This is a genomic window from Haladaptatus ordinarius (assembly GCF_054177595.1).
On record NZ_JBPEHH010000056.1, the window covers coordinates 1 to 14058 of the forward strand.

A 14058-nucleotide genomic window follows, 5' to 3' on the forward strand; every position below is an offset into this window, starting at 1 on the left:
TCGATACCTTCTCGACTCTCCGCAGCGTTCGTAGGGTTCTTCGTCTCGCTTTCGGTGTCCTTCCGGTGTGAGACCGAGCTTTTGCTGCCGCCGTTATCGAGAGAGTGGACAACTAGCGAATGTCGATTCGTTCGTCCCGCGAGGGTGCCGTAGAGCCTGTCCAACGGGGTTTCGAGCCGAAGTATCGCCGAGATATCGACCGGCTCACCGACGGCCGACACAAGCTATAGGAGTTGATAGATTTCTTGACGATACACTGTTTCAATATCCTCGTAGTGAGTATGGATATACTCGTCAATTCCAGCACGGTCCGTAATTGACTCACTATCCGGTCGATCACCGCGGAGATACTTCACGAGCGGTCGAGGCAAGTCCTGTTTAACCCGCCAATAGGTGGTAAATCGATGTCGTCCGTAATGGCTTAAGACAGGACGATGGTGGTCTGTCTCCGCATACTCAGGATTCGATGGTGGGCACGCGGACTGTTTTGGATGTTTTCTGGTGCCATCAACACCTTACTCCTTCCACAGGGGTGTACGGATCGTATCAATGATTGACCTCATGGCCGATACGACGTATACTGATGTCGTACTCCCTGCGTTACTCGGTGGAGCATTCGTCTACGCGCGATTCGCCCGTGGTTCCCAGTACGGCTACTGGCAAAAGCGGACAATCGAGGTCGGTGCTGTCGCCATGTGCCTGTTCGTCATCGGCGCTGTGGTATCGAGTTCGCTCATTTCAATGGTCGCAATTGGGGCTACAGTACTCCTCATCTGTACTGGGGTATTGGGATACGTCCGACGAGAACAGAAGCGCTCGAACCACAACTGAACAGAACCAACAGTACTTTTTCTCTGTTGAACTTGGAAACACTTCTCAGCCACAGATGTTCATCGACAGCGGTTCCAATCAAAATCAAGGTCACTACACCGCTGTCAGTGTCCTCATCCTCATCACAATGCTATCACGAAACCAAAAACAGGAGAATACAAATGGCCCATACTCCGGGAATTGGACGTACAATAGGGGGTGTAGACTGCCGTATTCAAATCTCAGAATCGGCCGCATTTGCGGTGGTCGACAGCGGTCGTTCGAAATCGCTCATTGGCGTGATTATGCGAGCACAGCGCTCTCCAACGGATTTCTCATACGAGAGCACCAGAGTCACAGAACGCGAGTGGGGACGACCACTGATCCGAAAACAGAATTCGACGGTACACCCCCGGATTCTTCCGTCAAATCGACCGTTTCAGGATTTCTGCAACCGTCGTCGAGACCATCCTACTGAATTCGCCAACCACTAGATTCAGGCCTCATCTATAGAGGATTCTGAAGAATCCTCGGTTCACTTCAGGATTTGCGCAACCCCAGATGGGGTTATTGAGCCTAGATTAATAACAGTACAAATCTGTTGTATCTTGCGATTACGGTATTTCAAACCTACGAATCCCACCATATTTTATTAATTCGCAGTCGGCAGTTCTGAGGCGTCTCGACGCCGAATACGAAATCAATGACGCCGTCAATGCTCGCAAACCATCCTCGAAATACCGTTCATATCTACACCAACCCACACCAGGCCTTCTCCCGGTCGAATTGCGGGGTGTACGCGAACCGAGTGCGCTCTAGCGTTGCGTTCGTGACCGCTGTCACGCTGAATCGGTGATTTCCAGGGTGTACTCGAAACGGTGGATCAGCCGAGGAAGAACACCAGAATGGACAGTTCAACCGAGGAGAGCGTTCGTCCAACGTAAAATACGACCAAATAGGAGGCCTTCGTTCTGGAGAGTATTCGTGTCGCCTCCGATCAGAGAGCGACACCGACACGACATGACGAGTCTTCCAAAGGCAGCCGACATTCCACCACCACTCCTCGACCACGACCAATGGGTCTGCTGGCGTGAACAGACACGCAGCGAGAAGGTGACGAAAGTCCCCGTGAATCCAGCGACTGGCAGGTATGCGTCGACGAACAAACCCGAAACGTGGACGAGTTTCGACGACGCTCGTTCATATGCAACCGATAGTTCAGTCGACGGCATCGGCTTCGTGTTCACGGAAGCTGATCCGTTCGTCGGTGTCGACCTCGACGACGCCCGTGACCCGGACAGCGACACAGCGACTGGCTGGGCAGCGAAAATCATGGAACAACTGGATTCGTACACCGAGATTAGCCCGTCAGAAACCGGGTATCACGTCCTCGTCGAGGGCACGCTTCCACCAGGGCGAAATCGACGCGGCGATGTCGAACTGTACGAGGATGGCCGCTTTTTCACTGTGACCGGCGACCACGTCCAGGAATCACCGACGGACATCCACGAGCGGACAGACGCACTCACGACTGTGTATACCGCACACGTCGAAACAGACGACACGTCGGGACCGGATGACTCAACGGTGGACGAAGACGAACCAGCACGCGACGAAGATGATCGGGCATCAAATACGGAACCTGCACACACAGAAACGGGACTCACTGACGACGAAGTGATCGAACATGCACGCGCTGCAGCGAACAGTGCGAAGTTTGAACGTCTCTGGCGTGGCGATACTGCGGGCTACGACAGTCACTCGGAAGCGGATATGGCGCTTTCTTGCCTGCTCGCCTTCTGGACAGGGGGCGAAACGAGTCAGATGGACCGGCTGTTTCGACGATCAGGACTCCACCGCGAGAAATGGGATGCCGTCCACTACGGCGATGGACGCACATATGGCGAGACGACCATCGAACGAGCCGTCAGTGTGACTTCGGACGTCTATTCACCGAGTGCTGACGATGGTAGTATGGACACTGAGACGGTAGAAAAGCGAGACAGCACTGCAACAGCGACACCAGAACCGATGGTGACGTCAACGAACGGTGGGGTAGTTCATGCCCAGGAACGGGAGCGAGCTCGCATCGAGACGATAACCAAACTCGAACGACGGCTTCGAGAACTGGAAGCGGAAAACGAGCGCCTTCGAGATGAACGCGATACGGAACGAGCGAAACGGCGGACAGTCGAAGGTGACGCGAAATCCGATTCTGTCACTGGAATCCTCGCCCGTCTCAAGCAGGTTTTCGTCCGCGAGTCCTCATAAATCACGGATTTTCTTCGTGCTGAACCGCTCGGACTGGAAGAGTACGGAGGAGACCGCTCTCTCTCTCTCTCGTGGTATGAATCGGTCGGCGTGGAAGTTAATAGCGACTCTTTATTCGTTTCGATATCTGTGTCGTCAGGCCAGTTGTCGCCAGCTCCATTCTGGCTTCCAGTTGAACAAATTCTGCGCTTTCGTCGTATCGACCAGTGCCATGTAATCGTGTTCGTCCAACTCGCCTCGAACTTCGACGTCGGGAAAGACATCGGTGATGAGTTCTCGTGTGGGCGTTTCAGCGCTAGTGTCGGGTGCGGACACCCAGATGCGCTCGTGGCCATCGAAATCAGCCTCGACAGCCCGCCGGACAAGATCGACCGCATCAGACATGTGAACGTAGGTGAACAGCGTGTTGCGCTGGGTATGGAAGTGCTCCGATGCACGCATCCCTGCCAGCGTTCGGTCAGTCTCGACAAACGTTTCGCGGGCCAGGGCATCGTCGACGACCCAAGGGAACCGAAGGGAGGTGATGGACTGTGGTCGGTCATCAGCACGACGGGCGAATCCGTCGGCGACGATCTCGAGCGCCTGCTTGCCCATCGCGTAGGGATTCGACGGCGTAAGACGGTGATCCTCGTCGACAGGCAGATAATCAACGGTAATGCCCGCTGGCTCGAAACCACCACCTATTGCACTGAAACTTGATGCGAGGACCACGGTGTCGATGCCAAGTGCACCACTGGCCTCCAGCACGTGATAACTGGACATAACGTTACTCTCGTACGTTCGATACCCTGGCGTCACATTCGGCGTTGGAACCATCCCAAGGTGGACGACTGCGTCGGCATCACTCTTCGCAAGCGACCCATAGACTTCGCCCGCCTCCACTAGATCCGTCGTGAGATAGGTATCCGAATACTCCTCGTCTCGCTTGCCTCGCGAGAGGTTGACAGTCCTGTAGCCCTCATCGTTCAAATACGCCAGCACACCCCGTCCAACGCGGCCGTTGCCACCAGTGACTGCAACAGTCTTGATCATGGTTGGTCTCTCTCCGCCACGCTCTAATATTTCAGCACATCCATCGCGTCTCGTACACTGGAAACTCTCACCGGTGATAGGATTCAGCGGGTGTGTGAGATTCATCCCTTATATTCAGCACGCTCTCGCATACCTATTGAATCACTGCCAGAAACGGCGTGCAGTAAACAGGGCACCTAGTCGGTACGCGGACCATGCCAGTCAGGACATATCTTCGTGACCGCCAGTCGCGGAGGTATTCAAAGGGCCTTCACTTTCAGTTTCACTCTCCATTAATGACAATTACTTTTCGCTACTTCGAACTCCTCTCGACACGGCGCTCCAATTACAGGGTCAAGAGTAACGCAAACAGGCAATCACAAATAGCCGCTATACTGTGTACTCGAACCGAATCGGCAGCGACTCGACGCCGTAGATGAACGAACTCCGGACCGGTTGGAGGTCGGTGTCGGTGACCTCAATCTCCGAGAGACGATCGGTCAACTCGTCCAGCGCGACCTTTGCTTCGAGTCGGGCCAGGGGTGCACCCAGACAGTAGTGTGTCCCGTGACCGAATCCGAGGTGCTGGTTGGGTGAACGGTCGGGGATGAACGTGTCCGCATCTGGAAATTGCCGCTCGTCACGGTTGGCGGCTCCCAGCCAGACGACGATTCCATCGCCGGCTTTCAGAGTCTCACCGGCGAGTTCGACGTCCTCCAATGGCACGCGGGTCATCGCCTGTACGGGGGCCCGGTACCGAAGCACCTCTTCGATGGCCGTTGCGAGGCCCTGTTCATCATCGGTGAGGGCAGCAAAGAGATCCGTCTCGTGTTCGTCGAAACAACGGACGGCGTTGGTGATGAGATGCGTCGTCGTGATATTCCCTGCTATCAGAAGCAGCATACACATTCCCAGGGCTTCCCGATGGGAGAGTCGTCCACTCTCTCCTTCCGCTGTAGCAATGGTAGTCAGCAGGTCGTCTTGGGGATTCTGGCGGCGGTTCTCGAGCTGGCTCCAGAAGTAACCAGCCATCTCCTGTCCTGCCTGCCGCTGTTCTTGGACGAACGTCTCCGGGTCTACGTCCTGTCCCGCGCCTCGGATGATTGTCTCCGACCAGCGTTTAAACTGGTTGCGGTCGTCACGCGGAATTCCGAGGAGTTCAGCGATGACGATGACGGGAAGTGGATATGCCAAAGCGTCCACGATGTCGAATTCCCCGTTGGTTTCGGCCAAAGCTTCATCGAGTAGCTCATTTGTCAGCGTACGGATTCGGGGTTCCAGTTCGCCGATAGCCCGCGGTTCGAAGGCATCGTTGACGACACTTCGTAGTTCGTCGTGACGTGGTGGATCTTGGAGTAACATCGTATCGAGCAGAAATCCCTCGTCCTCGGGTGGTTCCTGAAAGCCATGGATGTTCCGAGGACTCGTAGAGAAGCGGTCGTCGTCGTTTGCGAGAATCTCTTTGACGTCCTCGTAACGGAATACATCCCACGTCTCGCGATCGGAATCGTATCGAACCGGGGCTTGCTCGTGCATCTCAGCGTACCAATCAAATGGTTCGAGCCAAGCGTCACGCTCTTCGAGTTCTGCCGGGAATGTCTGTAGTCCGCCGATGTCGGCTGCGCTCATTATACCTGAATTACGGAACCATCGTAGAAAAATACAAGGGACACTCATGGAACGCGTTTGTTACTGGTTTGCATCCGATTGACTTGAGAAGCGACGACGTCGTCGTATACACGGACCTCATCATACAGCTTCATCAATTGCTGACCAACTCGGTCGGGGAAGCAATTCATCGTGCTTGTCACACTCTGAAACGGATATAGAACGGAGGAATCTCAGTTGTACTCTTTCTGAATCACTGTCTCGCCACTACTTGTCTTGACGATGATCGTATCACCGGTGTTGTTCCAGATTGCACTTCCAGAGCCCCAGTAGAGTTTATCCGCCGAGTTTGAACCACTCCCCGTATACAGCGTCACAGACTTGTCTGCACCAAGCGTGAACTCTGGCACCAAATACTGGTGATTCGCCGCATCCTCAATAATCCAACTTGTAAGAGTCAATTCGCTGTCTCCCTGATTCGTGAACGTGATATACTCCTTGTTCAACTCGCTATACATGGGGATATACTACGCGTTCTCGAAATCAATAAGGTGCAATGACTTTATGTGACCCACACACTTGACAAAGCAAGTGGGAATGGTAGCCTTCGTCGACCCGTAATAACGGGGTTGGTCTCGAGTGCGGAACCACGGGGCGATCTGCTGGCCGAACGCGTCGTAGACATCCAGCCCGGTCTGGAGAGTTTCATATATTTCAGCGTAATCTACCCTGCTGTACTCGTGGGCCAGTCCATTTCTGGACGCAATGGCCGCGACGAGTCTATTCATCGTTTCCTGGTCGATTACTTCTTCCTGGCTGAAGAGATTTTTGTCAGAATATATGATGATGAGTTTTGTAAATTATTGATCGTCACCAGGAGAGCTCAGGGTTGAGTGGGTGGGTGTTTGCGAGTCTTTTTGTACCGGTGGCTTTAGCAACAGTGCTACAGCACCTGCAGCAACCGCGAAAATCCCTCCAACTGTAAATGCTGTTTGCCAGCTTGTAACGGTAATTAACCATCCCGCGATAGCCCCACCAAAGACTCCACCCCACATCTTCCCAGAATAGAGCAATGCGTAGTTTGCCGACGAATGGCGTTCGCCATAGTAATCAGCAATCAGGCTTGGGAACAGTGTGTATTGTGGACTCCAAAAGAATGTTGCCACAACGACGGCTGCGACGAATCCAAGACTAGCCCCTTGTTGTCCAAGCCATACAACAGCTAATAAGCCAACCCCACAGAGCGTGAACGACACTGCCATCGCCTTCTGCCGGTTGATTCGATCGGATAATTCACCGATGAATAATCGACCCACACCACCTGCAATCGGTAGTGCAGTTGCCGACGCAGTTGTAGTGATTGTGTCCAAATCCACGTGCTGGGCGAACGAGACAATTTTTGCAGTTAGCATCAACCCTGCACCACTCACCGCAACAAACATTGCATACATTAGCCAGAACTGCCTTGTCCGGAGCATTTCTCGCCATGTGTACGTCGGTCCGATCGTGGATGTTCCGACTTCTGTTCCGTCGTTATCTACTGAGCTCCTTTCGAACCACTCCTCTGGGGGGTCACGAAGAAAGATTCCAGCTAACAAGATACAAATTCCTATCAGCACACCCATGGCTCGCAGTACATCAGGGTATGCATCCACGGTTGCGTTTGCACGTACGAATGGTACGAACAGTGCTGCACCGCCTGCAAACGCCATCGTTCCTACCCCTGTCGTGAGGCCCTTCCGATCAGGGAACCACTTCAACGCCGTGTTTACAGCAACGGTATAGACGATTCCGACTCCAACTGCACCGATTGAATAGAGGAGGTATAATTCCCATACTTGAGTAGCGTATGCAAGTGCATAGTAACTGCCACCTGCTAAAACACTGGCAGAAAGCGTAATCGCTCGCGGTCCATGACGATCACGCCACCAGCCAACAGGAAACTGTGAGCCAGCTTGAAAAATGACGAATAGCGTAAATACCATACCAAGCTGAGGTAATGGAATTTGAAGATTGCGTGCAAGCGGCCCTTCAATTGACGACCAGACGTATTGATATGGGCTAACGACCGCCATCGCAACTGCGGCTGCAACGATGAGCCACCATCGTGAAAACCCAAGTTCCTCTTTCGCGCGGGCTGCGTAATCCACACCCGAATCGTCAGTCACGGCTATCTCTCCCTATCCTGTCAGGTTCTACTCTCATTCCGGTCAGCGGTTGGAGCGGAGGCCGCTTCACACTGCGTCTTCGGTCACGAAGAGTGGATCTCCGTGTTGCTGTCACACGTTCCCTCCGTCCGATAGATATGGGTCCTGTCTATGGCGTTCCTCGGCAGATTTATCCAACCAATGGCAGGCCGCGAGATGGGGGTGCTCTCTTGTTATAAGGCTCTCATCAGATTTCATCTCGCTCGTCTTTGTCTTCTCGCCAAAGTCAACTGATGATGCAGTCGACCCCGGTGCGTCAGCCACTGTCTGTAATTCGGGAACGGTCATCTCACACTCTCCATTAATATACTCTGGACAGCGAGTATGAAACGGACATCCGGTTGGTGGGTTGATTGGGCTTGGAGGAGTGCCTTCCAACAGAGTCTTTCGTTGATTACTGGCACCCTCAACACTTGGAATTGCATTCAATAATGCTCTCGTATACGGATGTTGTGGGTTCTCAAAAATTGCATCCGTTGGACCCTGCTCAACAATCTTTCCAAGATACATCACCGCAACGCGGTCACTAACGTGCTTGACCACGCTCAAATCGTGCGCGATAAACAGATACGAGAGCCCATATTCGTTCTGAAGACGCTTCATTAAGTTGATGATTTGTGCCTGGACACTGACATCAAGTGCAGATACCGGTTCGTCAGCGATGATGAGTTGTGGCTCTACCGCCAAAGCACGCGCAATACCGATCCGCTGACGCTGACCGCCGGAGAACTCGTGCGGATAGCGGTCTTGCGATGCGGGATCGAGACCGACTTCCTTGAACAGCTCGTTTACTCGCGTTTTTTTCTCCTTTCCTGTCGCGATATCGTGAACGGCGAGAGGTTTTGCAACGATTTCACCTGCCGTTTTTCGGGGATTGAGAGAGGAAAGCGGATCTTGGAATATCACCTGAATGTCCTTTCGAATTTCTTTCAGACGCTTACCCGATAGTTCTGTGATTTCTTCGCCAGCGAACTGAATCATTCCGTCGGTTGGCTCGTATAATCGGGCAAGTGTTCGTCCAAGCGTACTTTTCCCACAGCCACTTTCACCGACAATGCCGATCGTCTCTTCACGCCCAAGAGTCAATGACACTCCATCAACTGCATGCACGAATTCCTCGTCGCCAAATGCTCTTTCGATGATTCCCTGTTCGAGTGAAAAATGCTTTTTCACATTTTCTGCATGTAGCAACGGCTCCTCGTCGGAATCGTTAGCCCCTGAGACATCCGTTGGCGATTGCAACCCGTCACTGCTCATGATTCTACCTCTTCACTAGGCATCTCAGCGTATTCTCCATCTGTTCGTCTATCGTTGTTTGATGATTGTTCAGTCGTCATCGATTGCCGGCGTTCGATTTCTCGAGTGGCGGTGTCTGCATCTATCGTATTCACAGTTCCATCATCAAGGTCAACGCCATCGTTGTAGAGATGACAATGAACTCCGTGATTCGACCCGTCCCCATCGTAGGGGACGAGAGGCTGATTACACAATTCGAACGCTTTTTCGCAACGGTCACGGAAGGGACAACCCGCATCTTTATCGATTAGATCAGGCACGTTACCCTCGATAGCGTCGAGCCATTCTCGGTCGTCGGTAATCTTTGGAATACTTTTGAGTAGCCCACGGGTGTATGGATGCTGTGGGTTCTCGAACAGTACGTCAGTGGATGCTGTTTCCATTAACTCACCGGCATACATGACCGCAACTCGATCGCAGGTCTCACGGACTACTGCCAGATCATGTGTGATTAGTAACACTGAAACACCGAACTCATCACGCAAGTCAATCAATTCATCGAGAATCTGTGCCTCGATAGTTACGTCTAATGCAGTAGTCGGTTCGTCTGCAATAATGACCGATGGTTCAGCTGCGAGCGCCTGTGCGATCATTACCCGTTGTTTCATTCCACCAGACAGTTGATGAGGGTACTCTTCTGCACGCTCCTCCGGGTCCGGAATGCCGACTTTTTCCAGAAGCTCAACTGCACGCCGCCATGATGGACCGCTTTTTACAGTTCCCGTGACATACTTCCGCCGCATTTCGGACCAGAAGCCTGTGGATTCTCCGAGGTTTGTATGATGCCGTGCGACCTCGGCAATTTGCTCACCGACAGTCATCACCGGATTCAGACTACTCATCGGATCCTGGAAGATCATGCTAACCTCTCCGCCCCTAATCTGGCGAAGTTCTTCGTCGGTCTTCGTCAGTAGGTCCTCTCCTTTGAATCGAATCGTGTCTGCATCCACGACACCAGGATTTTCGACGAGGCCAAGAAGCGAGAGTGCTGTCACGCTCTTCCCACTGCCTGACTCTCCCACAATTCCGAATATCTCCCCTGATTCGATCGAGAATGAGATACCATCGACAGCGCGTACGATACCACGTTCCGTTTTGAATTGTGTTCGGAGATTTTTTACTTCAAACAGTGGCTCAGAAGCCGTTCTATTCATGTGTTATCAGCCTCCTTCACGTCGAATGCGTCCCGCAAGGCATCTCCAAAGAGGTTGATACCCAGTACGGTGACCATAATCGCAATACCCGGGATGATTGAGATCCACCACGCCTCGGTGATGAAGCCTCGACCTTGACCAAGCAACGCACCCCACGTGGGTGTCGTCGGCTTCACACCGAGACCGAGGAATGATAGTGTGCTTTCGGCAAGGATTGCACGTGCAGTGAAAACCGTGAACTGCACGATTAGTGGCGCAATTGTGTTGGGGAACACTTCCTCGAAAATGATTTCGAAATCACTCAGTCCAATGCTTTGGGCAGCCATCGTATACTCTTCTTCACGAATCGCAAGCACCTCCCCCCGCGACAACCTCGCGAAGTCATCGATGTACGCGAAACCCACAGCGAAGAGAACGTTCCAGAAACCTTGTCCGAATATCGCCACAAGCATAATTGCAATCAATAACCATGGGAACGCCCACATTACATCGACTGTGCGCATCAGCACGTCATCCACTCTTCCACCATAATATCCAGCGAGCATCCCGATCACGATGCCGACGATCGCCCCAAATAAAACTGCGCCGAGCCCAATCGCGAGGCTAATACGGGCACCGTACATAAGTCGTGACAGCAAATCACGACCATAAGAGTCCGTACCTAATGGATGAGCACTTGAAATGCTCGGTGGTTGAAGCATTCCAAACTCTTGTGCCATCGGTTCGTACGGCGCGAGTTCGGGCGCGAAGATAGCTGACAATCCAAACAACACGACGATAGTAAATCCAATTTGGGCACGTAGATCACGCCGGAGCGTTCGAAGAAATCGTTCAAGTAAATCTGTTCGAATTCCAAACATACGGACACTACCATCGTCGGTGCTGACGACGTTCCTCAGCTGTTGTCTAACAGACATTATTTCCCTCCATCATATTTTATTTTTGGATTTACAACTGTATAAATTATGTCTACAAAGAGGTTCATAAACACGAATATAAACGAGATGAGGATTACAGTCCCCTGGATAACCGGAAAGTCGCGGCGTTCAATTGATCGAATGAGTAGTCGGCCAAGACCCTGAATTCCGAATACTATTTCAACAGCTACAACGCCACCTAACAATACGCCGAGTAGGATTCCTGCAATCGTAACAATCGGAATTAGCGCATTCTGGAGACCGTGCTTAAACAGAATAAGTCGACCGCTCAATCCCTTCGCCTTCGCTGTTCGCATGTAGTCTTCATTCAAGACTTCCAGCATCGATGAGCGTGTCATGCGCATCAGAATACCTCCGTACGGAAGACCAACGGCAAACGCGGGCAAGATGATGTGCTTGAACCAAGGGATGAAACCCTCACTAATCGATACGTAACCAAAAGCAGGCAGAAGACTCAGACGATCTGCAAACACCAATAGAAGCACGATACCGATCCAGAAGCCAGGCATGCTGATACCGATGAACGAAATCGTGGTCGCCGCATAATCCTTAATTTCGTACCGATGAACTGCACTAATGATTCCAGCCGGAAGTGCAATCAAGAACGCGATCAACATTCCTAAGAGTGCAATACTCAGGGTGGGTTCTGCAACACCCACTAATTGATCTAGAACTGGTTTATTACTGAAGACCGAGGTTCCCAAGTCGCCACGAAGGGTTCGGCCCATCCACCTGAAATACTGTACGTATAGCGGTTGGTTAAGACCCATCTCTTCACGGAGGGCCTGAATTGCCTCGGCGTTAGCATCACCGCCCAGTAATACACGGGCTGGGTCACCAGGGATTGCCCGTACCGCGAAGAATACGATTGTGGCTACTACATAAATGACGACCACAGCATGCGCCACGCGTTTCGTGATATATCGCTTCATATCCATACTGACTCACCCTCTCGGTTCAATTGAATTCGAATTGCACTAGTGACGTGTATCATGAGGTGTCTGAATCGTGATTAAATACGTTTGGAATGTTATCTAGTATCGCCCTATTTCGTCAAGGATGCTCGATGGAAATTACTAAGACCAACTTGGTTACCGACATTCTGTAATGATGCACTGCGTCCCTTCGGGGTGAGCGGGAACGTTGTCATCGCAAATGGCGAATCTTCGAGGAATATTTGCTCAGCCTGTTTTACGAGTTTTCGTCGCTTTTCCTTTTCAGGAGTCACGAACGATTCTTCAAGCAATTCATCGAATTTGGTATTGGAGTAAAGATTCTTCTGCCATGCACCTGACGAATCGTCTTTCTTTGGCGTCTTGAGCTGCTTCCACCACGACATCCATGGGTCGATGTCACCACCACCGCCGTAGACAGCCATCATGTGATTGTACCGGTAGATGTTATCCCAGAACGAGGATTCTTGTTGAACATCGAGCTCAAGTTTGATTCCAACTTTGGCTAGTTGCTGCTGGACAACCGTCATCATCCGCTTGTCGGTAGGTGTGCCCAAGATCCGAGCAGTGAATCGAGTTTTCCCAGTATAGCCTGCCTCGTCGAGCAATTTCTTCGCAGCTTTGGGATCGTACGTTTGTGCATTATCCGGTTTCTCGTCATATGCCCAAGCGATTGCAGGATTAGTCAGGGAATGAGCAGGTTTCGCGTATCCGAAATACGCTTTCTCAACTAGTTCTTTTCGGTCAATTGCCTTCGCGACCGCCTGGCGAACTTTCTTGTCACTGGTCGGAATACTCTTGCCTTTCCAGTGGTTTGTCGGCTTTTTATTCCCACTCGCATAGGATTGCTTGTCTTTCCACTCCTCTGACGCCGGATCGTTACAGAGCATGGCGATACATGACCATTCTCCGGCGTTCGCACCAGTTACATTAATTTTGTCGATCTTTTTGGACAATTTCGCGTTCTGTGGTGGAACCTCGTCAGTGTATTGAATCTCATTCGTCTTGAGGGCGGTCCACATCGTGCTAGGCTCAGGGATGAGATTTATTTTTATTTCATCAAGATACGGGAGCTGATTTCCTTGGTCGTCGGTCTCCCAATAGTCTTTGAACTTAGTGAGGGTGAGCGATTCACCCTGCTTACGCTCCTTGAATTCGAACGGCCCACTACCGACCGGCTGTCGCTTGTATTTCTCAGGATCACTCTCAATCGCGGTCTTGTTCACGATGGTACCTGCGCGACCAGCACTTCGCGTGAGGAACGTGATGAATGGAGCATTCGGTTGTTTTAGATTGATACGGAGTGTAGTTTTGTCCGGGGCTTCGACGCTTTTGATAGGTTTGACTTTCCCAATATGGGGAGAGTCCTCGAGTCCCATTAGCCGCTCAATCGACCATTTTGCAGCTTCAGCATCCAGCTTATCGCCGTTATGAAACGTAATCCCCTCTCGGAGAGTGAACTCATAGGTAGTTTTATCCGGAAGTTTCCAATCTTTCGCCGCGTCGCCAACAATCTCACCTTTCGCATTCAACTTCGTGATCCCCGAGAAAATATTAGTGAAAATGGTGATTTGCTGCCAGAGGTCAACGTAATGAGGATCAAGTAACTCAATGGCGTCTAACGCCCAACCAGCGGTCAAAGTTCCGCCCTTCTGTGGAGCCCCACTGTTGTCTTTGTTGCTGGAATCATTCTTCGAAGTTCCATCATTGCCGCCCGTACACCCAGCGAGACTTGTAGCAGTCATCAGACTGCCTGCGCTCAGCAATTTTATCGTAGTGCGTCTCCCAATCTTAGGCCCCTCTAAGTCTT

The 14058-nt window shown here is 51.8% G+C and carries 12 protein-coding genes; 2 read left to right on the forward strand and 10 right to left on the reverse strand.

Features of this window, described 5'->3' with window-relative positions; all coding sequences use genetic code 11:
- Positions 1 to 549 precede the first annotated feature (549 nt).
- Entirely contained in the window at positions 550 to 831 is a 282-nt protein-coding gene (locus ACR3FF_RS17840; RefSeq protein ID WP_458189453.1) for a hypothetical protein, read from the forward strand.
- A gap of 999 nt (positions 832 to 1830) precedes the next feature.
- Positions 1831 to 3081, forward strand: a complete 1251-nt coding sequence (locus tag ACR3FF_RS17845) for a phage NrS-1 polymerase family protein (protein WP_458189454.1) — start codon at positions 1831 to 1833, stop codon at positions 3079 to 3081.
- A gap of 135 nt (positions 3082 to 3216) precedes the next feature.
- On the opposite strand, the gene ACR3FF_RS17850 is transcribed toward ACR3FF_RS17845, so the two are convergent.
- The 10 genes from ACR3FF_RS17850 to ACR3FF_RS17895 all read right to left on the reverse strand — a co-directional run bounded on the left by ACR3FF_RS17850 (position 3217) and on the right by ACR3FF_RS17895 (position 13993).
- Entirely contained in the window at positions 3217 to 4113 is an 897-nt protein-coding gene (locus ACR3FF_RS17850; protein WP_458189455.1) for an NAD-dependent epimerase/dehydratase family protein, read from the reverse strand.
- A 369-nt stretch (positions 4114 to 4482) separates the two neighbouring features.
- A complete protein-coding gene (locus tag ACR3FF_RS17855; protein ID WP_458189456.1) occupies positions 4483 to 5721 on the reverse strand; it encodes a cytochrome P450 in 1239 nt (412 codons plus the stop codon).
- A gap of 212 nt (positions 5722 to 5933) precedes the next feature.
- Positions 5934 to 6218: a lamin tail domain-containing protein gene (locus tag ACR3FF_RS17860; RefSeq protein WP_458189457.1), complete on the reverse strand. Its 285-nt coding sequence runs from the start codon at positions 6216 to 6218 to the stop codon at positions 5934 to 5936.
- 9 nt (positions 6219 to 6227) lie between these two features.
- Positions 6228 to 6548 carry a HepT-like ribonuclease domain-containing protein gene (locus ACR3FF_RS17865; protein WP_458189477.1) on the reverse strand — a complete coding sequence of 107 codons (321 nt, stop codon included), beginning with the start codon at positions 6546 to 6548 and terminating at the stop codon, positions 6228 to 6230.
- A 12-nt stretch (positions 6549 to 6560) separates the two neighbouring features.
- A complete protein-coding gene (locus tag ACR3FF_RS17870) occupies positions 6561 to 7868 on the reverse strand; it encodes an OFA family MFS transporter (protein WP_458189458.1) in 1308 nt (435 codons plus the stop codon).
- 111 nt (positions 7869 to 7979) lie between these two features.
- The gene (locus tag ACR3FF_RS17875; RefSeq protein ID WP_458189459.1) at positions 7980 to 9164 is read right to left on the reverse strand and encodes an ABC transporter ATP-binding protein; all 1185 of its coding nucleotides are present in this window, start codon (positions 9162 to 9164) and stop codon (positions 7980 to 7982) included.
- Positions 9161 to 10357, reverse strand: a complete 1197-nt coding sequence (locus ACR3FF_RS17880) for an ABC transporter ATP-binding protein (RefSeq protein WP_458189460.1) — start codon at positions 10355 to 10357, stop codon at positions 9161 to 9163. The genes ACR3FF_RS17875 and ACR3FF_RS17880 overlap by 4 nt, the downstream gene beginning before the upstream one ends.
- Positions 10354 to 11217 (reverse strand): ABC transporter permease, encoded by an 864-nt coding sequence (locus ACR3FF_RS17885; RefSeq protein ID WP_458189462.1) that lies wholly within the window; start codon positions 11215 to 11217, stop codon positions 10354 to 10356. The genes ACR3FF_RS17880 and ACR3FF_RS17885 overlap by 4 nt, the downstream gene beginning before the upstream one ends.
- Positions 11218 to 11273: 56 nt before the next feature.
- Entirely contained in the window at positions 11274 to 12233 is a 960-nt protein-coding gene (locus ACR3FF_RS17890; RefSeq protein WP_458189463.1) for an ABC transporter permease, read from the reverse strand.
- A 107-nt stretch (positions 12234 to 12340) separates the two neighbouring features.
- The gene (locus ACR3FF_RS17895; protein WP_458189465.1) at positions 12341 to 13993 is read right to left on the reverse strand and encodes an ABC transporter substrate-binding protein; all 1653 of its coding nucleotides are present in this window, start codon (positions 13991 to 13993) and stop codon (positions 12341 to 12343) included.
- Between the last annotated feature and the right edge of the window lie 65 nt (positions 13994 to 14058).